This window comes from Sphingomonas radicis, assembly GCF_051400635.1.
Taxonomy (GTDB): domain Bacteria; phylum Pseudomonadota; class Alphaproteobacteria; order Sphingomonadales; family Sphingomonadaceae; genus Sphingomonas.
On the sequence record NZ_JBLFFG010000002.1, the window covers coordinates 921,925 to 946,043 of the forward strand.

General features: G+C 62.3%; 20 protein-coding genes, 1 tRNA gene and 1 pseudogene. 11 read left to right on the forward strand and 11 right to left on the reverse strand.

What is annotated here, in order from left to right; all coding sequences use genetic code 11:
• Positions 1 to 76: 76 nt before the first annotated feature.
• The 3 genes from ACMGDH_RS11260 (at position 77) to ACMGDH_RS11270 (ending at position 2,411) form a co-directional block, all read left to right on the forward strand.
• The gene (locus tag ACMGDH_RS11260) at positions 77 to 817 is read left to right on the forward strand and encodes an SDR family oxidoreductase (RefSeq protein ID WP_436828018.1); all 741 of its coding nucleotides are present in this window, start codon (positions 77 to 79) and stop codon (positions 815 to 817) included.
• Positions 801 to 1,796, forward strand: coding sequence for an SDR family oxidoreductase (locus ACMGDH_RS11265; protein ID WP_436828019.1), 996 nt, complete (start codon positions 801 to 803; stop codon positions 1,794 to 1,796). Before ACMGDH_RS11260 ends, ACMGDH_RS11265 begins: the two co-directional genes overlap by 17 nt.
• A gap of 168 nt (positions 1,797 to 1,964) precedes the next feature.
• A complete protein-coding gene (locus ACMGDH_RS11270) occupies positions 1,965 to 2,411 on the forward strand; it encodes a PA2169 family four-helix-bundle protein (protein WP_436828020.1) in 447 nt (148 codons plus the stop codon).
• A gap of 479 nt (positions 2,412 to 2,890) precedes the next feature.
• Here ACMGDH_RS11270 and ACMGDH_RS11275 read toward each other — a convergent pair whose 3' ends face one another.
• The 4 genes from ACMGDH_RS11275 to ACMGDH_RS11290 form a co-directional block, all read right to left on the reverse strand.
• Complete coding sequence (locus ACMGDH_RS11275) at positions 2,891 to 3,127, reverse strand: DUF6894 family protein (protein WP_436828021.1); 237 nt, start codon at positions 3,125 to 3,127, stop codon at positions 2,891 to 2,893.
• 668 nt (positions 3,128 to 3,795) lie between these two features.
• The gene (locus ACMGDH_RS11280) at positions 3,796 to 3,993 is read right to left on the reverse strand and encodes a hypothetical protein (RefSeq protein WP_436828022.1); all 198 of its coding nucleotides are present in this window, start codon (positions 3,991 to 3,993) and stop codon (positions 3,796 to 3,798) included.
• 67 nt (positions 3,994 to 4,060) lie between these two features.
• Positions 4,061 to 4,204 (reverse strand): hypothetical protein, encoded by a 144-nt coding sequence (locus tag ACMGDH_RS11285; RefSeq protein WP_436828023.1) that lies wholly within the window; start codon positions 4,202 to 4,204, stop codon positions 4,061 to 4,063.
• A gap of 372 nt (positions 4,205 to 4,576) precedes the next feature.
• Positions 4,577 to 4,819 (reverse strand): DUF3606 domain-containing protein, encoded by a 243-nt coding sequence (locus ACMGDH_RS11290; RefSeq protein ID WP_436828024.1) that lies wholly within the window; start codon positions 4,817 to 4,819, stop codon positions 4,577 to 4,579.
• A 1,477-nt stretch (positions 4,820 to 6,296) separates the two neighbouring features.
• Between ACMGDH_RS11290 and ACMGDH_RS11295 the strand changes: the two genes are divergently transcribed.
• Positions 6,297 to 6,848 (forward strand): glycine zipper 2TM domain-containing protein, encoded by a 552-nt coding sequence (locus ACMGDH_RS11295; protein ID WP_436828025.1) that lies wholly within the window; start codon positions 6,297 to 6,299, stop codon positions 6,846 to 6,848.
• Positions 6,849 to 7,247: 399 nt separating this feature from the next.
• Here the strand turns inward: ACMGDH_RS11295 and ACMGDH_RS11300 are convergent, their stop codons facing one another.
• The 3 genes from ACMGDH_RS11300 to ACMGDH_RS11310 all read right to left on the reverse strand — a co-directional run bounded on the left by ACMGDH_RS11300 (position 7,248) and on the right by ACMGDH_RS11310 (position 9,828).
• Entirely contained in the window at positions 7,248 to 8,249 is a 1,002-nt protein-coding gene (locus tag ACMGDH_RS11300) for a sensor histidine kinase (RefSeq protein ID WP_436828026.1), read from the reverse strand.
• 74 nt (positions 8,250 to 8,323) lie between these two features.
• Positions 8,324 to 8,668 (reverse strand): cation:proton antiporter domain-containing protein, encoded by a 345-nt coding sequence (locus ACMGDH_RS11305; protein ID WP_436828027.1) that lies wholly within the window; start codon positions 8,666 to 8,668, stop codon positions 8,324 to 8,326.
• 20 nt (positions 8,669 to 8,688) lie between these two features.
• Positions 8,689 to 9,828 carry an extracellular catalytic domain type 1 short-chain-length polyhydroxyalkanoate depolymerase gene (locus ACMGDH_RS11310; protein ID WP_436828028.1) on the reverse strand — a complete coding sequence of 380 codons (1,140 nt, stop codon included), beginning with the start codon at positions 9,826 to 9,828 and terminating at the stop codon, positions 8,689 to 8,691.
• Positions 9,829 to 10,278: 450 nt separating this feature from the next.
• Between ACMGDH_RS11310 and ACMGDH_RS11315 the strand changes: the two genes are divergently transcribed.
• Together ACMGDH_RS11315 and ACMGDH_RS11320 are read left to right on the forward strand one after the other, a co-directional pair.
• Entirely contained in the window at positions 10,279 to 10,407 is a 129-nt protein-coding gene (locus ACMGDH_RS11315; RefSeq protein WP_436828029.1) for a hypothetical protein, read from the forward strand.
• A 27-nt stretch (positions 10,408 to 10,434) separates the two neighbouring features.
• Positions 10,435 to 10,701 carry a hypothetical protein gene (locus ACMGDH_RS11320; protein ID WP_436828030.1) on the forward strand — a complete coding sequence of 89 codons (267 nt, stop codon included), beginning with the start codon at positions 10,435 to 10,437 and terminating at the stop codon, positions 10,699 to 10,701.
• A 122-nt stretch (positions 10,702 to 10,823) separates the two neighbouring features.
• Here the strand turns inward: ACMGDH_RS11320 and ACMGDH_RS11325 are convergent.
• The 3 genes and pseudogenes from ACMGDH_RS11325 to ACMGDH_RS11335 form a co-directional block, all read right to left on the reverse strand.
• Positions 10,824 to 11,617: pseudogene (locus ACMGDH_RS11325) on the reverse strand (IS5 family transposase).
• Positions 11,618 to 12,053: 436 nt separating this feature from the next.
• The gene (locus tag ACMGDH_RS11330; protein ID WP_436828031.1) at positions 12,054 to 12,422 is read right to left on the reverse strand and encodes a response regulator; all 369 of its coding nucleotides are present in this window, start codon (positions 12,420 to 12,422) and stop codon (positions 12,054 to 12,056) included.
• A gap of 37 nt (positions 12,423 to 12,459) precedes the next feature.
• A complete protein-coding gene (locus ACMGDH_RS11335; protein ID WP_436828249.1) occupies positions 12,460 to 14,985 on the reverse strand; it encodes a PAS domain S-box protein in 2,526 nt (841 codons plus the stop codon).
• 1,032 nt (positions 14,986 to 16,017) lie between these two features.
• Here ACMGDH_RS11335 and ACMGDH_RS11340 point away from each other — a divergent pair.
• Positions 16,018 to 16,093, forward strand: a tRNA-Thr gene (locus tag ACMGDH_RS11340).
• An 8-nt stretch (positions 16,094 to 16,101) separates the two neighbouring features.
• Here ACMGDH_RS11340 and ACMGDH_RS11345 read toward each other — a convergent pair.
• Positions 16,102 to 17,070, reverse strand: coding sequence for a DUF4861 family protein (locus tag ACMGDH_RS11345; RefSeq protein ID WP_436828032.1), 969 nt, complete (start codon positions 17,068 to 17,070; stop codon positions 16,102 to 16,104).
• A 209-nt stretch (positions 17,071 to 17,279) separates the two neighbouring features.
• On the opposite strand from ACMGDH_RS11345, the gene ACMGDH_RS11350 reads away from it, so the two are divergent.
• The 4 genes from ACMGDH_RS11350 to kduI all read left to right on the forward strand — a co-directional run bounded on the left by ACMGDH_RS11350 (position 17,280) and on the right by kduI (position 24,110).
• On the forward strand, positions 17,280 to 18,053 hold the full coding sequence (locus ACMGDH_RS11350) for a FadR/GntR family transcriptional regulator (RefSeq protein WP_436828033.1): 774 nt from the start codon (positions 17,280 to 17,282) through the stop codon (positions 18,051 to 18,053).
• A 171-nt stretch (positions 18,054 to 18,224) separates the two neighbouring features.
• The gene (locus tag ACMGDH_RS11355) at positions 18,225 to 20,930 is read left to right on the forward strand and encodes a TonB-dependent receptor (RefSeq protein WP_436828034.1); all 2,706 of its coding nucleotides are present in this window, start codon (positions 18,225 to 18,227) and stop codon (positions 20,928 to 20,930) included.
• An 89-nt stretch (positions 20,931 to 21,019) separates the two neighbouring features.
• Positions 21,020 to 23,155: a CehA/McbA family metallohydrolase domain-containing protein gene (locus tag ACMGDH_RS11360; RefSeq protein ID WP_436828035.1), complete on the forward strand. Its 2,136-nt coding sequence runs from the start codon at positions 21,020 to 21,022 to the stop codon at positions 23,153 to 23,155.
• A gap of 115 nt (positions 23,156 to 23,270) precedes the next feature.
• The gene (gene kduI, locus ACMGDH_RS11365) at positions 23,271 to 24,110 is read left to right on the forward strand and encodes a 5-dehydro-4-deoxy-D-glucuronate isomerase (RefSeq protein ID WP_436828036.1); all 840 of its coding nucleotides are present in this window, start codon (positions 23,271 to 23,273) and stop codon (positions 24,108 to 24,110) included.
• Positions 24,111 to 24,119: the final 9 nt, after the last annotated feature.

The following is a 24,119-nucleotide window of genomic DNA, read 5'->3' on the forward strand; positions in this document are numbered from 1 at the left end:
TAGCCGGATTATCTTCGAACTGCCAGCGGGCATCTACTCCGTACCGCCGACGGGCGGAGCATTCAGGAGAACGGCAATGAACGGAGATACGAACAAGGTTGCGATCGTCACCGGCGCTTCGCGGGGCATCGGCGCGGCAATCGCGCAGCGGCTCGCTGCAGACGGCTTCACTGTCGTCGTCAACTATGCCGGCCGCGCCGAAGATGCAGAGGCACTGGTCGCCAAGATCGAAGCGGAAGGCGGCAGGGCCATTCCGGCCCAGGCCGACGTCAGCGACCCGGCAGCGGTCTCGCGCATGTTCGATGCGGCTCAGGCGGCATTCGGCGGCATGGACGTGCTGGTCAACAATGCCGGCATCATGCAGCTGGCGAGCCTCGCCGAAAGCGATGATGCGCTGTTCGACCGCCAGGTCGCGATCAACCTCAAGGGCAGCTTCAACACACTGCGCGAAGCAGTGAGGCGGCTCCGCCCGGGCGGGCGCATCATAAACCTCTCGTCGAGCGTGGTCGGGCTCTACCAGCCGACCTACGCAGTCTATGCCGCCACGAAGGCGGGCGTCGAGGCAATGACCCATGTCCTCGCGAAGGAACTGCGCGGCAGGAACATCGCGGTTAACGCCATCGCACCCGGGCCGACTGCCACCTCCCTCTTCCTCGACGGAAAGCCGCAGGCGGTGATCGACACCCTCGCCAAACTCGCTCCGCTCGAGCGGCTGGGCCAGCCCGAGGACATCGCCAGCGCGGTCGCCTTCCTTGCCGGCCCTGACGGCGGCTGGGTCAATGGCCAGGTGCTCCGCGCGAATGGCGGGATCATCTGAAAGCCAACCATTCCGGAAGGCCGCGGCGGCCTCCGAGGCCTGTCGGCACCCCCTTTCACGAACTCATTCTCAGAAGGAATCTGTCATGCCGAAGAAGATCATTCTCATCACCGGCGCTTCCAGCGGCTTCGGCCGCATGACGGCCGAAGCGCTAGCTCAAGCCGGCCACATCGTTTACGCTTCCATGCGCGATATCGCCGGCCGCAACGCGAAGAACGCCGCGGAAATGGCGGCGATGGAAGGCAGCGACATCCGCCCGATCGAGCTCGACGTTCAGTCGGACTCCTCGGCAAACGAAGCAGTCGCGAGGATCATTGCCGAGAGCGGCCGCATCGACGTGCTCGTCCACAACGCCGGTCATATGATGTTCGGCCCGGCCGAGAGCTTCACACCAGAGCAGTTCGCCCAGCAATATGATGTCAACGTGCTTGGCACTCAGCGTGTGAATCGCGCGGCCCTTCCGCACATGCGGGGCCAGCGGCAGGGCCTTCTTGTTTGGGTGTCGAGCTCGAGTTCGGCAGGCGGTACGCCCCCCTATCTCTCGCCATATTTCGCGGCCAAGGCGGCCATGGACGCGCTGGCTGTGCAATATGCCCGGGAGCTGGCGCGCTGGGGCATCGAGACGACGATCGTGGTGCCCGGCGCCTTCACCAAAGGCACCAACCACTTTGCGCATTCCGGCAGCCCCGCCGACACCGCCCGCCTCGCCGAATATGAGGCGGGTCCGTATCGGGCCTTGATGGACGAGTTGCCGTCCGCGCTGGCGAAAACCGTTCCTGATGACGCAGATCCCGCGGGTGTCGCCGAGCGGATCGTCGCCGCCGTCGAGATGCCATTCGGCGAGCGTCCGTTCCGGATCCACTATGACCCCGCCGAGGATGGCGCGAATGTCGGCTTCGCGGTCCTCGACCGCTTGCGCGCTGAGATGCTCCACCGCATCGGCCTCGCCGATCTGCTGAAGCCCGCGCGCCTCGTGTGACGCAGCCACTGAAGGGCCCGCGAGCGCGGGTTGCGGGTTGCGGGTGCGAGTGAGGGCGGCGAGGCTAAAGCGCAAACGCGACCAGACGCAGGGTTACCGCCGCCTGCTCCCGCACCCGAGTTACTGGCGGACGCGTTATACTGTGCATAACCCATTCGGAGACCACCCATGATCGACAATGACATCAAGACGCTGAACTCGCTCATCGCGACGACCATCGACAGCATCGACGGATATACCGAATCTGCAAAGGCCTCGGAGAACAGCCGGTTGGCGGAGCTGTTCAACCAGCGCGCCGCTGAGCGCCGTGCAGTGCTGACCAAGCTGCAGGCGGAGGTCGGCCGGCTCGGCGGAAACCCGGAAGATGACGGAACCACCCTGGCCGCTGCACATCGTGGCTTCCTAGATCTCAAAGCCGCAGTGACCGGTCGTGACGATAAGGCCATCATCGACGAGGTCGAGCGCGGCGAGGATCACATAAAAGCGAAGTACGAATCCGCCCTTGAAAAGGCCGATTTGTCGCCGCAGGTGCGCCAGGTGATTCAGGAGGCTTATGTTTCCGTGAAAGAGGGTCACGATCAGATGCGTGACCTGAAGCACAGCATGGAGGCCTAACCGCGCTGGCCCGGTGACGCTAGGGGCGTCGCCGGGCTAGGGACGCCGTACATTCATGCGCACATCTATTCGATTCGGGCGATAGCGGCCCCAACTTAGTTTAAGAGGTGCGCCGCTAGCAATCATTCAGGCGCGGGCGGCTGAGAGTCATTGGAAAGTCCTCGCCTATTTCTGGAGGGCATCCGATGCAAACCCTCACCTCTATTTTATGAGTGCTTGCAGCGGCCACATCGAGCCAGCTGAGAATCTATCACGAGAGACGATGCGCACGCCAGCTGTCAAAGGCGTTGCAAGAACGCCAGCCGATGGAACTTTGGCACGACGCTCGCAAGGTACGTCGCCTAAAAGTCTCGACTGTAGAGCTATAGGCGCGGCGCTACGGCAATCTCAGCGGTTGCCCTTGTGTAGTGGTTGTACATGCGCGGAGCACGCTTCGCAGCGGCCATGCTCTGCAAGTCAGAGGGTGGGTGGAACTCAGCCTAGTCGGAAGCAGTGCCACTGTCAGTGATCGTGATCAGTTCCCTGAACGGGATCGTGGCTATCACCTCGCCGTCGGGCGTCGCCACCTCGATGCGGTGGTTGAGATCGACGGGACGGCCTTTGCGTATCTGCTCAGCCATCAATTCCCGCGCGGATTCGATGGCTGCGGCTTTGGCAGCGCTCAGATCGGGATACTCGAGGCCCTCCTCGTCGATAGCGACGATGTCGTTGAACAAGTTCAGGTGATACTGGGGCATGGCGGGCAAAGCGTCTGATTGTCGCGCGGGTTCCAGGCTGTTCCCCTGAGTTTCGACAAACAGTTCGCGCAGTGGCAGCGCTAAGGGAGCCAGGGCCGAACGTCGACGGCTCCTTGCACTCGGATAACCATTCGCTGCTCACGACAGCACGGACAGTGGCTGGGGACGCGGGCGAACCCCTTCGCAAATCCCAGAGTGGACGTAATCTGGCTTACATCCCCTTTCGGCACGTGGAGAGCGCGGGCCGCACATTGATCGCAGACGCCCTTCGGACTCATCTCGGCAATGAGCTCTATTACGCGAGCAGCAAGCATCCATCTTCAACGTCGAAATTCCGACATTGTTCAGGCCATCGCGCAGGGTAGTGCGTCTGCTGCAGCTTATGTGGTTGCCGTTCGAGCCCGCTTTCGAAGGAAGAACCGGTAGCACTGCAGGAACGATGGAAGGCGTTGCTTCGTGATCCCGGACGAGCAGAAGCCTCCCGGCGCAAAGAACGGAACGTTCTATCGGGAGTTCGCCCCCGCCCTGCGCGTGGATTCTGGCAGCCAGCCAGGAGGGTTGAGGAACGGACGACGAGGAGCTGCACAACGCGTTGCCCTGGCGCGTAGATCCGCTCATTCCGCTTGAGGAAGGCGAAGTCGCCCTTCTCAGATCCCAATGCCGCGTCGCTCTAGCTCGATGACCAGAAGATCGCTGAGTGGGTTGCCGAGGATGCCGTCGATCGCCTGATACAGGGCGAGCAGCTCACTGTCGGTCGATAGCTGGAAGATCACCCGCACGGCTGCCCGCGCACCTTTCTCGGTGAGCGACATCGCGAGCCGTTCGAGCGTGGGGTTCCCGTCCATTGCTGCAGCGTCTCATGGCTCTGGCAAGAGGGCAACATTGCGCGCGGGCCGCCAGCACATGCCAGGCTCAGCGCAGCTTCTTCCGTCTGCCGCATTCCCGGCACGTCAGATATCCCGAATAGGTCTGGCTGATCACCCAGCTATGGCCGGTGCGCAGCAGGCAGTTGACGAAGGCGGCAAGGTCGAACTTCGTCGGCGCTCTCACAGACATCGACGGTCACCTCCACGGCTCACTCGCACACTGCGGTGGCTCCGTGGCCGAAACTGCGCACGAGGAACAAAGGTCCCGCGGAAGTATCTGCGTCCCCGTCCAGATTTGGGACGGCGCTCGTTAGGATGAGACGTAGGGATGCTTCTGCTGGACGACCTCAACCGCCCTGCGGATCGCATCGGCGTCAGCCTGCCCTTAAGATGCACCCGCCAGCTGCCCTCAACGTGCATGTGGAGCGGGGACAGGTGCTCGACCTGGCGATTGCCTTCACCCAATGCGCGCGCGTCGTTCCAGCCGCGTCTTCGAGCAGGGACGCGAGGAAACCGCCCAACTCGTCCGCGGTGGGCGAATCACCCATTCTCAGCCCTTCAGTTATTCGCGCACTTTGTTGGCAGAGTTGCCGACCGTTGCGACCGCTTCACGAAGCCTTTCCCCCGAGACGCCAAGGCTCTCCGCCCAATCGCGGACCTCGTAGTCCTCGCCGAGGTTGATCGATCGCGATCCGGGGAGCCGATGTCGTTCTTGTCGTCTGCCATGTTGATCTCCTGATGACGGAGGGTCCGACTCATCGCGCGCGCGTTGGGTTCCCGGCGTTCTCAAGATGAAACACTCCATGCATCTGCCGCGACTTCATTGCAAGTCTACGCAGGTATAGCTTCGCCGCAGGAGGAGGATATGAAACTGATCCTGTCGCTCGCCATTGCGGGCGTGCTCATGGGCGGCTCGCTGCCCCCATGTGGCATCGCGAACGCTGCCGAAGCGTATCAACGCGGCTGCTGCTCGCACCATGGCGGAGTATGTGGCTGCAAGAACGGCAGGACCGTCTGCTGCGACAAGACATTCAGCCCGACATGCCGTTGCTAGGGGGCGACCCGAGTAGCGGCGATCAGGCCCAAGGGGGCGCGTGCCATTCATCTGTACGCGCAGCGGCAGATAGATCAGCGGTACATCCTCTTTTCCCGCTGACCCGGCCGGCCTGAATCAGCCCCGGTGCGGCGTGGCTGCTGGATACGCAGTGGCCGCCATCCCGACTGGCAAGCTCGCGTCGCGCTACCACGGTTCGATCTACCACCATGCTGATGGCCCAAGGGACCAATGCTACGATCATCAGCGACACTGCGGCCGCAGCGACCCATGGAAAGCGTGAGGCGTCTGCGGCCATCATGAGCAAGCCAGCGATGTAGGCGGGTATGCTCGCTGCGATTAAGCCCTGCCACCAGTAGTTGGCGGCGTCACGGCAATCCATCTTCCACCCTCCCCTGCGCTAAGAGCCAAGGACCTCGCGGCCAGCTCGGCTCGCGTCTCGATCGGGGCTTTTCCGCCGCCCATCTCGTTGATCGCCACGCGGCTTAGGCTCAGGGCGTCCGTGAACGCCTGCTGCCAAGCCCAGTCTCTGCGAAACTCCCGCAGATGTCCGTTTTGCTTCGACACCGGAGACGGTTAGGCCATTGGCGGATGTCCGGGCAAGTTAATAGGCTGTTCCGAATTGGGATGCTGCGGGGGCGCCGGCAGGCAGGAGGCATCGCAACAATTACGATCGCAACCGCAGCCGGTTGCCGAGTCCGCTGCCTTCCTCGATGACCGGCGGCGGGCCGGATTGGGAGGCCTCCGCAGTCTGCTGGTCCCGATCCCGGTCGGGGGACGATCGCATGACCTAAATGCGGGGCAGAAATTGCCGCTGGCATTGCGCGTGGGGCTGACGGGCGTCGTGATCCTGCTCGCAATCCTTACCGTGTTCGTGGGCCTGCTGACCGTCTTCTAACCGCGCGCCCGTGGTGCAAGACCTGCCCATCGTGGTTCGAAAGGCTGCAATCTCGCAGAGCTCACTTTCGACGGTTCGAGCTGATACTGCGAGATGGGCGTCACCCTCTCAACCGAGCCGGTATCCATCGTCGTAAAATTAAACATATCCCACGCAGGATATAATAGATCGAGCTGATACTAATAATGCCACAAAATAACTATAAATAACCTCTGATGAATGAAGGAACTCTATTTAGCATTATTTATTTTATTTCTATTGAACTTATATTTTCCACATGCGTTCTCCAGATAATCTTATCTAAGATCAGGAGTAATAACTGTGAGGAAAATGTTCTTGACGGCCGCCATAGTGGCCGTGGCAATTCCGACCTTCCCCGCCCTGGCGCAATCCAATCAGGGCTGGAGCGAGTCACGTCGGGATGTTCGTGCGGCCGACCGGGAGTATCGCGAGGACGTTCGCGACGCTGACAATCCGCGCGATGTTCGCAAAGCCCAGCGCGAGCATGCGCGCAATCTAGCCCAGGCGGATCGCAACGCGCGGCAGACCAACCGCGGCTGGCGCGGATATGCCAACTATGACTGGGACCGTCGTGAGCCCGGCAGGGATCGTTATGACGCCGAACGCTATTACCGCAGCGGCAGCTATTACCGGACCCGCACGCTAGCCCATAACGACCGTGTCTACCGCGGCCAGAACGGACGCTATTATTGCCGCCGTTCGGATGGCACGACCGGATTGATCATCGGAGCCGCCGCTGGCGGGCTGCTCGGTAACACCATCGTGCGCGGTGACAGCCAGATCCTGGGAACCCTGATCGGCGCCGCTGGCGGTGCCGTTGCCGGCCGGGCCATTGAGCGCGGCAACGTTCGTTGCCGATAAACATCGCAACAATTTCGCGTGGAAGGCGGTGGGAAACCGCCGCCTTTCTCAAGCGCCCGGCTTAGAGCGATCGTGAATCGCGCCATGTCGCGCTGAGCGCATGAACCCTGAAGTGGGAATTATCTATCGAACTGCACATCTTCATTACGCTCATTCTCTCTGCCGTAATCACGCTGCTCGTCAGCGTGTGCGTGTGGACGCTATTGCATAGCGCTTACCTACGCCGTGTCGCCCGTAGAAAGCTGCGGGAGCACATCGTTCGGGGAAGCAATTGACGGGAGCGCCAGCGCAACCTTCCCATAGCGTCCTCAGCTCATGCGAAGCGCTCAGGATGTTGATGCTGCCCGGTGTTGGACCTCTTGCGATTTAGTCGTGACTCGCAACGTTCGGCCTGCACGTCTAGAGATTCAGCCGGGCGCGGCTAACTCGTAGCGTGACGATCAAGCCCCCTTCCGACCAGTCGTGCTCGATTGAGCCGCGCAGCTGACGCGACACAGCGCGCTCGATAAGCCGGCTGCCGAACCCGGCGGGCTCGGTAGGCTCCTTGACCGCTGGACCTCCGCGCTCCAGCCAGACCAACATTACCTCGTCACCCACAGACGTAGTCGAAATGTCTAGCCTGCCCCCGGGAACCGATAGTGCGCCATATTTAACTGCGTTCGTCGCGAGCTCGTGAAGGATGAGCGCAAGGCTGGTCGCGGCGCCTTCACCGACACCCATTCGCTCAACCGCAACGCGGATGCGTCCGCTAAAGGCGCCCCTGTCATCATAGGGTGCAAGAACGATCGAGATCAAATCGCCCAGCAGGGCTGCCCTGCCCTGGCCCGCCGGGAGCGGCCGCACCAAGTCGTGCGCGCGGTCCAGTGCCGTGAGACGCCCTGTGAGTTCCAAAGCCATCTGCTCGGTTGTCGAAGCCGATCGCGAGCTGATGGCCGTGAGTGCGGTGGCGATAGCCAGCAGGTTCTTGACCCGGTGACTCATCTCGCCTGCCAGCAACTCATGCCCTTCCTCGGCTTGCTTCCGACCGGTGACGTCGAGGAAGATGCCGAACATCGTCCGCCCCTGGATCCCGGCATCGTCCCCCTGTCCACGCGCAGCGATCCAGCGGACCTCCTCGCCGACCACGACGCGGAAGTCGGTCTCATAGGGGCCGAGCACCGCGCGGCTCGCAGCGAACGCCGCCCGGACGCGATCTTTGTCGGCTGGATGGATATGTGCCGACAGCTCCTCGAACGTGACCGACTCGCTCCAGGGAAGCCCCCACAAGTCGAAGCCTCGACGATCCATCCTGAATAGGTCGTTGTCGACGTTCCACGACCAAAGCGCGAGGCCGGCGGCTTCGACCGCCAGCCGCAACTGATCGGCGCGCCATTCATGCGCCTGCCGCGCCTCAATCTCCATCCTCGATCCTCGATCCTACCTCGCGCAAAGCCGCCGACCTCCAACGCAAACTCTACTCCGAAACCGGCTGGGCATCACGAGATTTCGCGTCGGCGTCGCTGCCATCGATCGAGCAACTGCAGTGCGGGGGTCACCGTGATCCCATGCAGGAGGATCGATGCGAGCACCACGCCGCCGACGATGGCCCAAAGCCGGTGGGGGTCGGCGAACGAGCCATGGTTGAGGGCGAAGGCGACATAATAGATCGAGCCTATGCCGCGGATCCCGAAAAAGGAAATCACCAGCTGCTCGCGCCAGGGCAGCTTCGATCCGACCAAGCTTAGAAGACCGGCGGCCGGACGCGCCACCAGCAGAACACCGGCGACGAAGAGCAGCACCCCGGCCAGCAGCACCATGTAGAGATGGTGCGAAAGCTCCAATGAATTTCCTTCCGCTACGCTCAACGCATCAGGCCCGCGGCGCGCAAAGCATCTTCTATGACGCGTCCCACGTCGCCAGGAACCGGCTGAGGTTGCGGCTGTGCTCCGCGGCGTTCGGCCGGCACGGTCATGGTGGACGTTGAAGCCGCTGCGGACGATCGAGATTTTGCCTCTGCGGCGGAGGTGAGCCGATCTTCCGCGCGTGCCGAGTCCAAGCCCCAGAAGTGGGCGATCCGGCGTGTCGAGGAAATTCCGGCCTCGAGCATATACGGCCCAGCGGAGCCACAAGCATTTGCGCCGGAGGTGCTAAGCGGGACCCCATGACCCAGGCCGGCGATGCGATACTCCTCGATTACATCACGCCCCCGGGCATCGCGCCACACGCGGCGACGATGGCCATTGACGTCCTCAACAGCGATCGGCGCGCCTGCAACCTCGTGGATCGCGCGCCATTGCTCGACGATGAGGGTTGAATTCACGGGACTCACGGTTGCGTCGCAGTCGCCGTGCCACACCGAAATCGTCGGCCATGGCCCCTTGTGAGAGGATGCAGCGTCCACGAGCGCACCAAGCGACGCCGCCGGCAGTCCGCCATGCCCACGCATTCGTTCGAATGCCTCTGGAACCGAAATGGCAGTGCCATAGGGCAAGCCCGCGATGATCGCGCCCCCGGCAAACACGTCGGGATAGGTAGCGAGCATTACCGATGCCATCGCGCCGCCCGCAGAAAGTCCGGTCACATAGATGCGGGCGGGATCGAGGCGATGGTCGGCGACCATCGCTGCAACCATCTGGCGGATCGACAGCGCCTCGCCGGAATCTCGCCGGGTATCCCGCGTGTTGAACCAGTTGAAACAGAGGTTGGCGTTATTTCCGCGTTGCTGCTCCGGATACAGCAGCGCGAAACCTAGTTCGTCGGCAAGCTGGGACCATCCCGAACCGCGGTCATAGCCCGCGGCATCCTGGGTACAGCCGTGAAACACGACCACCAGGGCTGCGGACGCATGTAGCGCCCGCGGCAGATAGAAGCGGCCACGGAGTGCGCCGGGGTTGGAGCCGAATGGTGGGAGATCCGTCAACCGGTCTTCGCCCGCGATACCCGGCGAGGGGTGGCTCCGCAGCCGTGAAAGGCGGCTGATAGTGTCGCTCAAGCTTCGCATGGGCTTTCTCCCGGCCACGGCGGAAGCCCTGACGTGAATGGCAGCTTCCAGCTGAATTGCTGCGCTGCACAATATCGTTGTGAACCGAGTTGACGGCAAGGACGCTGGGCAAACTATTTCAGTTCCATAGAGGGGTGGCGCCGCGATGCCGCCGCCACCATATAGCTTCTATCGCGCCGTCCGTTTTGAGCCTGGCCGCGACTGAGAGTTCTCCATGCTCCCGCTCTGCGCGGAGCTTTCTTCTCATGGGATCCATCCCTCGTACCCGTTTCGCTCGGCTCGCGCCCCATGTCGTCGACGCGCACAACCAGACGGTCGAGACGCAGAAGGCGGCGCACGCGCAATTCCGCACGTGCGGCATGCAGCTGGACTCGTCCGCTATTGTCGCTTTTCGGACCCTGCCAGCTGAGCCCAGGTTCGCCCGAGCCCCAACTTGAGGAGAGTCATGACATGACCAAAGGACAACAACGCGGTAATCGCGAGGCGCGCAAGCCGAAGAAGCCGGAGCCTCCAAAGCAGAACGCGTCCAATCCCTCGTTGAAGGGCACGGCTCATGCTCAGCCGTCCAAAAAAACCTGATCCCATCTCCCGTAGAAAGGCCGTTTCATGCAGCCATCCTCCGAACTTTGCCGCACCCAAGAGGCGCATCACCATGCGCTTGCCCGTGCCGCCACGCTCGACAATGTCAGGAAGGTCGCAAGCGCCGCAGCTGCCGCCTGGGCCACGGAAGGCGTGGCCGCCGGCCTGCGCGAAGAACGGAAGCTACGTACCCGGGCATTCGCCGAGGCGCATGCCGCACCGAGCGAGCCGCCGCCTGACGACATTCGATGGCTGAGCGAGAATCCGGACCGCGGACATGCCGACTCGGATTGATGCCCGTATCAGCTTCATGGTTGCCGTTTAGGGGGTGACGGAATGCGGCTGCATCTTGCATGCCGATCTCCTTGGTGCGGCGATCCGCCAGGACCAACAATGCGAGGTCTAAACGACCGCTGTTAGGCGGCGTGGACGAATTTGAGCCAGTATCCGGCGGTGGCGATATGAACCATGCCGAGGAAGCTGTTGGCCAGTTGATCATAGCGGGTGGCGATGGCGCGGTTGATCTTGAAGTGGCCAAACATGCGTTCGATGCGGTTGCGCTGCTTGTAGAGTGTCCGGTCATGCTCGATCTTCACCCGGCGGTTTGATCTACCGGAAATGACGGCTTCGATTTTCCGATCGGCAAGGTCGGCGCGGATGGCGTCGGCGTCGTAGCCTTTGTCGGCAAGCAGGGCATCCGGCGTTCGCTCTGGCAGGCCGATCAGGTCATCATACGCCTTGCAATCCGCAGCTTCACCGACGGTCAAGTGGAAAGCGAGCGGTCGTCCGAGGGCATCGGCCAGGCAGTGAAGCTTACTGGTGAACCCGCCCCGCGAGCGGCCAAGAGCGCGTCGATGAGTCCCCCTTTTCCGCCCGCTGCCGAGACGTGGGCGCGAACGGTGGTGCTATCGATGCTATAGTGGCCGCTGTCTGCCATGGCCTCAGCGAGTGTCACCGCCACGGTTTCCCAAACCCCGGCTTCGCTCCATCGCCGGAACCGCCGGGAGATCGTGTTCCAGCTTCCATATTTCGGTGGCACATCACGCCACGGCGCTCCGCAACGGAGCTGCCAGAGTATGCCGTTGACGACAGAACGATTTTGCTCCGATCGCCTGCCTCGCCCGCGATTTTCAGGTTCGATTGGCAACAAGTCCTTCAGGATGCGCCATTCCGCTTCAGTGAGATCGCCTCGGCTCAAGCCTACCTCCAAAAAGCAGGCTTGAATCAGCGACCGGCCATCGCGTCAATGACGATCCAAGCACCACGCCGAAATCGATGCTTTTCCGACCACTTCGCGATAGATTGCGCCGCATGAGGAAAGTGACTCGACGGGACTGGCTCGCGCTATCTGCTCCGGCCGTTGTCAGCATTCTGGTAGCCTATTTTCAAGGTCATCAGAAGGGATGGGTCGTTGGGGTAGCAGCCGGAGCGATCATGTTTGGTTTCGCCGTCTGGATATGGCGGCGACAAATCATCAAATATCCCGACGGCACGTGGGAAATGCGCCTCTAGCCAATTTGTCCACGCCGCCTAGGCCCCCGGGTTCATCGCGCGTTCGACGTGCATGACGGGTGGCTGTTCGTCGGTCGAAGTGCTTCAATCAAGAACGAGTACCCGCAAGCCAGCGGCGGCAACCGCGTCAATCCCTATATGCGCGCCTGAACCTGCGAGAGTAGCTTCTGCAGGTCGGCACGTCCGAACGGCTTCGCCAGCGTGGGCGTTCCGGTAAATGCCGGCTCCAACCCCTTCGCCCCGTATCCGGTAGCGAAGGCGAATGGAACACCGCGTCCCTTCAGAATTTCGGCAATCGGATAGCTCGGCTGACCGTCGAGGTTAACGTCGAGGATCGCCAGATCGAATGTGCCGCTCTGCGCGATGTCCAGGGCGTCCTGCATGCGTGACGCGAGGGCGCCGACATCATGCCCCATGTCCTCCAGCAGATCCTCGATCAGCATCGCGACCATGGCTTCATCCTCGACCACGAAAACGCGTAGCGGCGCCCCCGAGGTGCTCACAAGGATGACCTGAAGTTTGGAAACATTATCGATCCTCTCACGCGAGCGGTGTGTCGATTTCGCAAATCACGCCGGCTTGTTCGAATGACAGCGCGACCTTGGCCCCGAGCTCGTGCGCCAGCGCCCGTTCGAGCAGGCGGCTTCCAAATCCCCTCCGCTGCGGCACTCGGACCTCCGGGCCATTCGCTTCCTCCCAGCGGATATGGAGTAGATGGTCGTCGCCGGAACCAACTAGGTTCCAGTGAATCCTGATGCGGCCGACTTCATTCGAGAGCGCGCCGTACTTTAATGCATTGGTCGAGAGCTCGTGAAAGGCCATCGACAAGGAGAGCGCTGCCTTGGGCCGCAAGCGCACCGGTGGTCCTGAAATCTCGAACCGCTGCTCGGGCGCAAGGCATATCGGTGCGATCGTCCGCGCGACCAGTTCCTCAAGATCGGCGCCTTCCCAGCATTCTTGCGTAAGCACGTCGTGTGCGCGCGACAGCGCGATCAACCTTTCTTCGAACTCTTTGAGCGCCGGGCTCCGGCTTTCACCGCGAAACGTCTGTGCCGCGAGCGACTGAACCGTGGCGAGCGTGTTCTTTACGCGGTGGTTCAACTCGTTGGTGAGTAACTGGCGGCGCCCTTCCTCGCGACGCTTCTCGGTGATGTCCCGGGCGATCTTAGAAGCACCGACGATGCGCCCTCGAGCATCCTTCAACGGGGAGATCGTCAGTGAAATGTCGAGCAGGGCTCCGTCCTTTCGCGTGCGAACCGTCTCGAAATGGTCGACATGTTCGCCGCGGCGGATCCGGTCCAGAATCGCCGGTTCCTCATTCTGCCGGTCGGGTGGGATCAGGAGGTTGATCGGCTTGCCGATGACCTCGCTCGCCTCATACCCGAACAGCCGTTCGGCGCCACCATTCCATGTTTCGATAATGCCGTGCAGGTCCTTGCTGATGATCGCATCGTCGGAAAACTCGATGATCGCTGCTAGCCGCGCCGCATATTCCTCGGCCTTCTTTCGGTCAGAGATGTCGACCAGCATGTTGACGGCGCCCGCGAGCTTGCCCTCGGAATCGTACAAGGGCGTCGGGTAAGGAATAAACGGGACGCGGGTGCCATCCGGCCGCTCCGCCACGGCTTCTACGCCCCGGATCGCCCGGCCCTCCTTGAGCGTAACCGCCATCGGGCATTGATCGTGCGGCAGCGGCGTACCATCCGTCTCGTAAAGCCGCCAGGTGACACACCATTGCTCGCCGGGCTGCGGTGTCCGGCCCGCCAGCTCGACCGCAGCCTTGTTGTAGTAGGTGATGCGCCCTTCGGCATCCGTCGTATAAACGGCAGCAGGCAATGCCTCCAGCAGGTCGCGCATATGCCTTTCGCTTTCGCGAAGACGCTCTTCCATTCGGACGGCTTCGGTGACGTCCTGAATGACGCGGACACCATGACGGAAGCGCCCGGCGGCATCGCGTACGGACGAGCTGTACACGTCCAGATAGATCGTCGTGCCGTCGGCCCTGCGCGCCCGCTTGCGTATCGAATAACCGTCGAGCTCGCCGCTGATCTGTCGCGCGTAGGAAGTCGCATCCTCCTCGCGATCGTCTTCGTGCGTATAGTCGACGAATGCCATCGCCAGGAGGTCTTCGCACGAGCGTCCCAGCATCGTGCATAGGGCGTTGTTGACGTTGATCATGCGCCCGTCTGCGTCCGTCTCGGCGATGCCGATATTGGCCGCCTGGTAGGTGGCGGCGAGGCGTTCGTCGCTCTCGTGCCGGGCCTCCTCGGCGGCGCGAAGGTCGGTCACGTCGGTCGTGAAGCAGCGCGTGTTGACGAACCTGCCGCTATCGAAACGGCTGTTCGAGGTGATTAGGACATGCTTGATCGATCCGTCCTTAGCGCGCAGCCGTGCTGGATAGCGCTCGAGCTTGTCACCGCAGGAAAGCCGCTGAAGGATGTCGCCGATCACAGGCGCGTCGGCGTGGAATTCCGCGATATGCCGTCCGATATATTCTTCCGCGGAATAGCCAAGGAGATCAAGTTCGGCCTGGTTTGCGCGCTGGATGATCCCGTGGCCGCTCACGATATGGAGGCCGATCGCGCTATTCTCAAAGAAGTCCTCTAGGTCGCTGTTCTTGCGGGAAGCCTCCTCCTCCATCGCCTTGTAGGCGGAAATGTCCTGAAAGCAGTTGATCGCTCCCTGGATTCTTCCGCGATGATCCCGGAGCGGGCGAATGTTCACCAGCGCGAGGATCCGAGAGCCGTCGGGTCGCTCCACCACGACTTCGGCGTTCCGCGCCATGGCGCCCGCCTTAACTGCTTCGGCCATCGGACAGTCCGCGTGCGCGAGGGGGCTGCCGTCAGGAAGAAAGAGGCGATGCGAGCCGCAAAACCTGTCGCGCGTCCCATCAAGCGCCGGCGTGCGTCCCCATAGCTCCGCCGCCTCGCTATTGTACCGGACGAGCCAGCCCTCGTGGTCACAAATGTACACCGCGCCGGGAATCGCATCGAGCGTAGTCGGCGCGGCAGCGGCCAGCGCTTCATACTCGGTCAGCGTTCGTGCTGTGAGCGGGAATTCCTCCACGTTCGACAATCTGCGGTCCTATTTTGGCGGGCGTCGGGAAGCATCATTTCAGGCACGGCACAGCTGCGCCGAGCAGAGACGGATTGCGAAATATGCGGAATTTCCCCAGCACCCCAAGCATTTATCTAACGTAACCGGTCTACAATGCCGTTGCCCGACATTTGTTCCGCGCGCTTCGTTGAGACTGGAGCATGTTCTATGACGCGCTTCTGGCGGTCGGCCCGGTGCCGCTGTTCGAACTCGATCGCCGCATGCGAAATTGGGTAAGCTAGTGCTGCCACCAATGCCAGCTGAGGCCCGGCTAGCGAGCTTGGGCTCTAGATAGGAGGACCCATGTCGCTTGGGCGGCAGTCCGCCTGGCAAGCCTCAACGCGCTTGCTAACACCACTGGCAACCAGGGCAAGGACATTCACGATCTCGCCTGATGCGCCGAACATCAAGGCCGCGCTAGAAGGTCGTATCTGCCAAAACGAACGCCCGCTTCCAGGAATTCAATCTCGATGTCTTTATGACCGGATTGGGGGCGCAAAGCGGAAATCGCCATCTCCAGGTCGACCGGATCAAGAGAGACACTCCCAACTCATCGTAATCAGTCTCCTAAGCCGCCTCCCCAACTTAATTGGTGTGAAATTTGATTCTTCGGACGCAGCCACCTCACCAGCCACAAACCCACGGCCGCTGTTCTGAGTCATAAGCCGCAACCAAGTACGCTCGATCCGTTTCTCTTGGCTCCAATATGGCACCTAGCGCGCATTAAGTCCGGACCGGACCTAAATTGGGGTTTGATAATTCATTGATATATTGTGATTTCTACTTGTCTCGTAGAACGAACAGCTCAACGCAAACGGCTTTTTTGGGCCACAGCGAATTGCTGGATCGACGCGTTAGTGCTGGCCCGGAAAAACCGCTGCCCGCACACAATAAAACTTCGCTCGCCGTTGCCCCAGATTTTGCCCCGAAATCGACTTGACCCGGGCAACCGGCACGATCAAAAGCGCTAAACCCGCGGATTTCCGTGGGTTTCGTGCGGTTGTCGGTTTAGCTCAGCTGGTAGAGCAGCGATTTTGTAAACCGAAGGTCGCGGGTTCGAATCCTGCATCCGGCACCAGCCATCGGCTAGTCTCCGCCCTTCGGGACCGCGAAGTCCAGCTGCTCGCCGGCAGCATAGGCGTCCCATTGCTGTCGCGTGCGGAAGTTGCCCTGGCCCTTGTCCCAGGCGGAGCCGGAGTAATAGACGAACGGCTGCCCCGGGGTGACCCGCAGCAGGACGAGATGGTTATCGGCGTCGGCCCGCACTTCGGCGATCATTGCGGGATCGACGCGGATCGCAATTGCCATGCGGCCATGATCATCGTCTGCCGGTCCCCACCAGGAAAGCAATCCCTTGGCGCCGTCGACGGTAAGCTCGCCTGCCCCCTGCCCGGTGGTCCGCTTGCCGATGCCAATACCCACCAGCAGCGGCTTGGGGCTGTCCGACGAAATCGTCGAAACCATGCGCGTGAAATGCGTGCCGAGCGGGAGCGTGAAGCGCCGGGTTTCCCAGACCTTCCGATCCACGTCGACAGGCCAGGGCGCATAGTCGACGGTGAAGTCGGCAGTCTGTCCGCCCGAAGACAGGATGCGGTGGCGCACATAGTTGCGTGAGGTCCACAGCTTGTTGTCGTGCCAGATGCCGACTCCGCCCGCGCCCCGGGTCGCGCCCACATTGTAGAAATCGAGGCCTTCGCCACGATAGCTATGCTGGTCGCCGCTGCGCAGCTGCCGATCGGCAAAGGGCCAGCGGACGTTCTTGCCCCAGGAGTCGATACCGGAACCCGACGGCGGTTCCGCCGCTTCCAGCGCGCGAGCGTAGATCCGATGCGCGGTCCGGTCGTTCTCCCAAAGCAGATCGTCGTAACGATAGTCGGCCTTCACCACCGCACCCTGCGACTCGCGGCTGGCAGGCGGCGGCAGGGCGCCCGCGATGGCGGGCATATCCGGCGCCGCAGCTTGCTGAGCCGCGGAAGGCTGGGCCGCAACCGCAACCGAAAGCAACAGCAGCGCGGCCGGGACATTCCATCCGTTCCGAACGATCGAACTCCGCATCCTATCTCTCCTCTCCAGCAGGTCGTCTTAGGGGTCGCGAATCCAGCGCACATATGATCCTTGCGCCGGCAAGGGTCTAAGGCGCCTTTCCGGCCTAGACTTCCATCCTCCTATTATAAAACGAATTTATTTAAGTTGTCATATGACTGATAATAGATACACTAATTCGACTCGCGCACTTTTGCGCTGAGGCTTGGGAGAATGCGCTCGTGGGGCAAGCCGGCAGCAACGCTGCGCACGAGGAGAGATCATCGAACCGCAAGCGGCGACCGTCGCTGGTCGATGCTGCTTGTGAACATATCCGCGCCAGCATCCTCTCGGGTGCGCATTGGCCGGGCGCGCAGCTACCCACCGAGGCCGAGTTCGTCGATGTGCTGGGCGTGAGCCGGACAGTGATCCGCGAGGCCGTGGCCCGCTTGGCCGCAGAGGGGCTGGTCGAAGCCCGACAAGGAAAAGGCCTCTTTGTCAGCGACACCGCGCGCTACCAGGCGTTTCAAATCACTCGCGACGAGGTGGAGAACCTGAGCGACGTGATCCAGCTGCTGGAACTCCGGCTTTGCGTCGAAACCGAGATGGCCGCGCTGGCTGCCGAACGGCGGACCGAACTCGATGTGATGAATATGCGCCACCAGCTAAAGATTCTGGCGGAGGCAGCGGTTGGCCTGGAGGACTCGGTAAAGGCCGATGTCGAGTTTCACAGCGTCATCGCCCGGGCGAGCAAGAACACCTATTACGCGAAGCTGATCGATTTCCTTGGCGTCAGGCTGGTTCCGCCCCGCTCATTATACCTGCGTCAGGGCCAAGCTTATATCGGCGACAGCTACAAGGCGATCATCAGCGAAGAGCATGAGGCGATCCTCGCCGCCATCATCCGCCAGGACCCCGACCGCGCGCGGACTGCCGCTCGAGCACATATGAGCGGAAGTCTGAAGCGACACCGCGAGCTGCACGACTTCATGTCGGCCAGCGGCTCCGTCGGCTGAGACAAAGCAAGCCATAACCGGATCAACTGGAAGGAACGTCGGACAACCACTTTGGTCCCGGCAGAATAATAAGATCAATCTGCCGGGATTGTATGACATCTTATAGGGAGAGGTTCATTGAAAGCCAGTCTTCGCGCCTCCGCGGCGTCAATCGCGCTCGTCAGCGCTCCAATGGCAATCGCGCAGACGGCGCCCGCGCCAGCCGACCAGGCCGCGCCCGATGATCCAGCCGCGACGGACGAAATCGTCGTCACCGGCATCCGGCAGAGTCTTGCGCGCGCCGCCGAGATCAAACGCGAATCGACCGCCGTGGTCGATTCGATCGTCGCCGAGGACATCGGCAAGCTTCCCGACCTGACCACCGCGTCGGCGCTGCAGCGCGTGCCCGGCGTGCAGGTCGTGGTGGGCGGCAACAACGAGATCGTCGGCGTCCGCATCCGCGGCCTCGACGATATCGTCACGACGCTGAACGGGCGTGAGATCTTTACCGGCGTAGGCCGCGGCTTCGCGTTCCAGGACCTGCCTGCGGAGGCGCTTGCCGGGGTCGATGTCTACAAATCGAGCTCCGCCGAACGCCTCGAGGGCGGCGTAGCCGGCAGCGTCAACATGCGCTTGCGTCGCGCTCTCGATTTCAAGGAACTGACGATCGCAGGCAGCGCACGTGCGACCTATCTACAGGAAGCCGGCTCCGACGACACGATCAATCCGGCGGTGAGCCTGCTCGTCGCCGATCGCTGGTCCACTGGCATCGGCGATATCGCGGCGATGGCCAGCGTTTCCTACCAGCGTAACGAATATGCCCGGCCGGTTGCCTGGAACGACTGGACGCGCGCGACCAGCGCCGCGCCGGCCGGTTCGCCGCCGAACTTGCAGGCCCCCACCGGTTTCGCCGCGGCGATCGAGTTCGGCCACTACGAGAGACCGCAGGCCAATTTCTCGGTCGAATGGGCGCCCGACACGACTACGAAAATCTATATCGAGGGGCTGTACGCCGGCTATCGCGGCAACGTCTTCCAGGCGCGCCCGACCTTCCGCGGCTACACCGGCACCTCGTTCGAAGCGACTGCGGGCGACACGTGCGAGGATTTCGCGGTGGGGCCGGATGGCTATTATTCGGGCAATGTCCGCAGCCCGACAAACCCGACCGGAACCGGCACCATCCGCGAGCTGTGCAACGCCACTGGCTACACTGCGCGCAACATCGAATATTACACCGCCACGGTCGCCAACCAGGCGCGCACCGACATCTATGTGATCGCTACCGGCTTCAACAAGGAGTTCGGGGCGCTCACCTGGAACACCGACATTTCCTATGAGTCCTCGACCAACCGGAACGACAGCTTCCGCGTGGACATCGGCAAGCGCATCCCCGAGCTCATCCAGATCCGCGACGTCAATCATGAGGTCCGCGCGACGATGCCCGGCAATCCCATGAACGACCCAGCCGGCCTGGCGTTCGCCAACGGCATGACCGAGGATATCAACCGCAGCCGCGGCACGCTCTGGTCGGTCATGAGCGACGTAAAGTATGATTTCGACGGCTTCCTCGACTATCTTCAGGCGGGGGTTCGCGTCGCCAGGCGCAAGGCGGGGTTCGAGCAATATCTCGGCGGTCCGCCCGCACCGGGCGGCTCGTTCGTGACGCCACTGGCCAGCGCCGGCCTTCCCTCCGACATCCTCTCGCAGGCGCCTGGCGTTCCGCAGATGAACGACGGCGCGTCCTTCCTGCAGATCGATCCCAATTACCTGATCGAGGAATCGATCAAGCGGCAGTTGCGGACGCTGTACCGGGTTTCGCCGGACACGCCGGCGTTCGATCCGACCCGCGACTATGATGCGCAAGAAAAGAATTATGCCGGCTTTCTGCAGGCAGGGTACGACTTCTCTCTGACCGACACGATCTCGGTCGACGGCATGATCGGCGCGCGCCTCACCCGCACCGATCGTGACATTGCAGGTTCGGGCCGCGTGACCGATCCGGCGACCAGCACGTCACGGGTGGTGCTGGTAAATCGCTCGACCAGCGACACCGATCTGCTTCCCAATGCCAGCGCGCGGATCAAGTTCGGCGGCGGCCTCCAATCACGCTTCAACTATTCGAAAACGCTGTCGCGGCCCAGCTTCGGCCAGCTCAATCCCGGCCTCAGCTATGTCGTCTCCTACGTCAACACGATCCAGAACTCCGGATCGGGCGGCAACCCCGATCTCAAGCCGCAAAAGGCCGACAGTTTCGATGCCTCGCTCGAATATTACTTCGGCCGCAGCAACTATGTCTCGGTGGTCGGCTTCTATCGGAACATCAAGGATCGCGTCATCACCGGGACCGAGGTCCGGACCATCGACGGCTTGCAATATGTGATCTCGACTCCGCGCAATCTGGGTTCCGCCACGATCAAGGGCGTGGAAGTGAGCGGCCAGCTGTTCCTCGACTTCCTGCCCGAAGGCTTGGACGGCTTCGGACTGATGGGCAATTTCACCATCATCGACAGTGAGGTGACGACACCCGGTGACCGGCTGGAGGGTCTGCCGCTGCTCGGCGTTTCCAAATACAATTACAACGCGGGCCTGATCTACGAGAAATACGGCATCTCGGCCCGGGCGATCTACACCTATCGCTCCCAATATTTCGATGGCGACATCACCAACGGCCTCTCGCTCCGGCCGGTTTCGATCCCCGTGGGGCTCAACGGCATCCGCGCAGCAGGGCGCTTGGACTTCGGCCTCAACTATGATGTGACGCCCGACATCACGATCAGCCTGGCCGGCACCAATGTCACGGGCCAGCGCACCCGCAACTTCGAATCACGCGAGGATTTCGTCCGCGAAGTGCGTAACGACGACACGACCTACTCGCTCGGGGTACGCTTCAACTTCTGAGCGACGCGCAGTCGGCCGCATGGGCCGGCGAACATGACAAACCCGGCCGAAATGGGCGGACAGGGAGGATGGTTTTGAGCAAGAAACGAATGTTTGCAGCGCTTCAGCTCGCGACGGCTTTGGCCGCGAGCAGCTTGGTTGCGATCCAATCGGCCCAGGCCCAGACCGCGGCCTTCCATCAGCCGGCGAAGGCGCTTCCTGGCGATGTGCGCATCGTTCGGGCGCAGGACGCAGTCTCGATCGACTGGCCTTCGGCGCAGGGGGAACGCGCGCAGCTCGTCCTCTCGCTCGATCAGAGCAAGCCGCTCATTCGTGGAATTTCGGTCGGGGGCAAAACCGTGCTCGGAGACGTCGATCCCGCGGGCGTAGTCACCGTCGGCACCCGCGATCTCAAGCAGGGCTGGACCGTCTTCTTCGACAATCCTCGCAATCGCCCATTCGAGAGCTTTCCGTTGACGCTTTCCCGCAACGACATCACCGTTCGTGCAGAAGGCGGCTATACCAAGGTGATCGTCGGTGGCGCCGCGGCGGGTCCATTCTCCGGCACCTACGAGTTCACCATCTATCCGGGCTCCCGGCTGGTCCGCGCGGCTATGGTGATGTCCACCCAGCGCGAAGCGACTGCCTATACCTTCGATTCCGGCCTCAGCGTCGCCTCCTCGGCGGCGCTGCCGTGGCGCTCGATCGCTTATACCGACGTATCCGATGCGATCGTGCGCCGCGAAGGTGAGGCCTCGCGCAAGCCCGCGGTCTCACCAAAGGTGCGCGCGCGGATGATCGTGGCGGAAGGAAAGAGCGGCGGCGCGCTCGGCATCGTCCCGCCGCCGCATCAATTCTATTACCCGCTCGATTATGCGAACAACGACAACTCGGCCTGGTACGGCAGCGACTATCGCGACCTGAAGGGCCGCGCCGGGTTCGGCTTGCGGCAGACGCTGGAGGGCGATCGCCGCTACGTGCCCTGGGTCAACGCTCCGCCCGGCACGGTGCAGGACATGGGCGTCTTCCTCCTGCCGGACGGCGGCGACGCGGCGAGCGTCACTCAGGCCGCGCTCGCCTACACCCGTGGCGATCGCTTCAAGGCGCTCGACGGCCATCGAACCTTCACCAGCCACTATCATGTCGAGCACACCGAAGCCTTTCTGAACACGGCACGGTTCCAGCAATCGACGGGCGTGCCCGATGGTCTGGAATCACCCGAGTTCGTCAAGCGCTTCAAGGACATGAACGTCGAGATCGTCCATCTCGCCGAGCTGCACCTGGGGCGCGAGGCGCTCGACCGGGCCGGCGACCGACTGACGTTGCTCAAGACGATGCATGCCGAAACCGAGCGGCTCTCCGACGACAAGCTGCTGCTGCTTCCGGGCGAGGAGCCCAACGTCCAGCTCGGCGGCCATTGGATCAGCTTCTTTCCTAAACCGGTCTATTGGACACTCGACCGCAAGGAGGGGCAGCCCTTCGTCGAGAACGACCCCAAGCTGGGCAAGGTCTATCATGTCGGCTCGCAGGACGATGTTCTCAAGCTGATGGAAGCCGAGCGCGGACTGATGTGGACCGCACACCCGCGGATCAAGGGGTCTTACGGCTTCCCGGACAAGCACAAGGATACCGAATTCTTCAAGAGCGACCGCTTCCTCGGCGGCGCCTGGAAGAACATGCCATCGGACTATTCGCTGCCGCGCCTCGGCTCACGCGTGCTCGATACGCTCGACGACATGAACAACTGGGCGTCCAAGCCTTCCGAACGCAAGTTCGCACCGGGGGAAGTGGACGTGTTCCAGCTCTCGGATGAGAGCGAGCTCTACGCGCACATGAACATCAACTATCTACGGCTCGACGGCCCTCTGCCGCGTTATGCCGATGGATGGGCATCGGTGCTCGATGCACTGCGCGGCGGGCGCTTCTTCACCACCACCGGCGAAGTGCTGATCCCCGAGTTCACGATCGATGGCGCCAGCAGCGGAGAGGAAGCTGCTTTCGGCCGCAACGCCACAGTGCGCGCGAAAATCGAATGGACCTTCCCGCTCGCCTATGCCGAAGTCGTCAGCGGCGACGGCACCAAGATCTACCGCGACCGCATCGACCTGACCGGCAGCGCGCCGTTCGGCAGCCGCACGATCGAGAAGCGCGTGGATCTGCGCGGCCGCAAATGGGCGCGCATCGAAGTGTGGGATGTCGCGACCAACGGCGCCTACACACCTCCGGTGTTCCAGAAGGCGAAGTAATCCTCCCCCTGCCCGTGCAGTCGCAGGGTCCCGCACCCTCGCGACTGCACGTGGCCCTTTGCCCGGCGCGGCGCTGCCGGCGTCCCGTCCGGTCCTCTCCTTCCTCGGAGCAGCCATGTTCGACCGAACCTATTACGGCACTCATCCGGACATGATGGCGTGCGTGTCCAACCACGAGCTGCGCGCCCACTATCTCATCCAGGACTTGTTCCGTCCCAACCAGTGCGTGCTCAACTACACGCATGCCGATCGGCTCGTAATCGGCGGCGTGCAGGTCGAGCGCGGCAGCGTCCAGCTGCCCGACCAGTCCGAACCGGCCTCGGCGGCAGGGCATCCGTTTCTGGAACGACGCGAGTTGGGCATCGTGAATGTCGGCCGTACCGGAGGCACCGTGACGGTCGATGGCCAAGCGTTCGCGCTCGCCCCAAAGGACAGCCTGTACGTCACTATGGGCGCGGAGAAGGTGCATTTCTCCGGCGACGATGCACGCTTCTATCTCGCCTCATCCCCGGCGCATCGCGCCTTCCGGACGCGCAAGCTGGCGCTCACGAATGCCAGGATGCTCGAGCGCGGGAGCGCAGAGGAGGCAAACGACCGGACGATCCACCAGTTGATCATTCCCGGCGTGTGCGACAGCGCTCAACTCGCGATGGGGCTGACGCTGCTCAAGCCGGGCAGCGTCTGGAATACCATGCCACCGCACGTGCACGAGCGCAGGAGCGAGGTGTATTTCTACTTCGACCTGAACGATCCAGACGGCCGGGTAATGCACTTCATGGGGCAGGGAGACGCCACGCGCCATATCGTGATGGCGGATGGCGAGGCAGTGATTTCCCCTCCTTGGTCGATCCATATGGGGGTGGGCACGAGCGCCTATGCGTTCATCTGGGTCATGGCCGGCGAGAACCTGGACTATGACGACATGAACGTTCTAGACATCTGCCAGCTTGCGTGACTTGAAAGG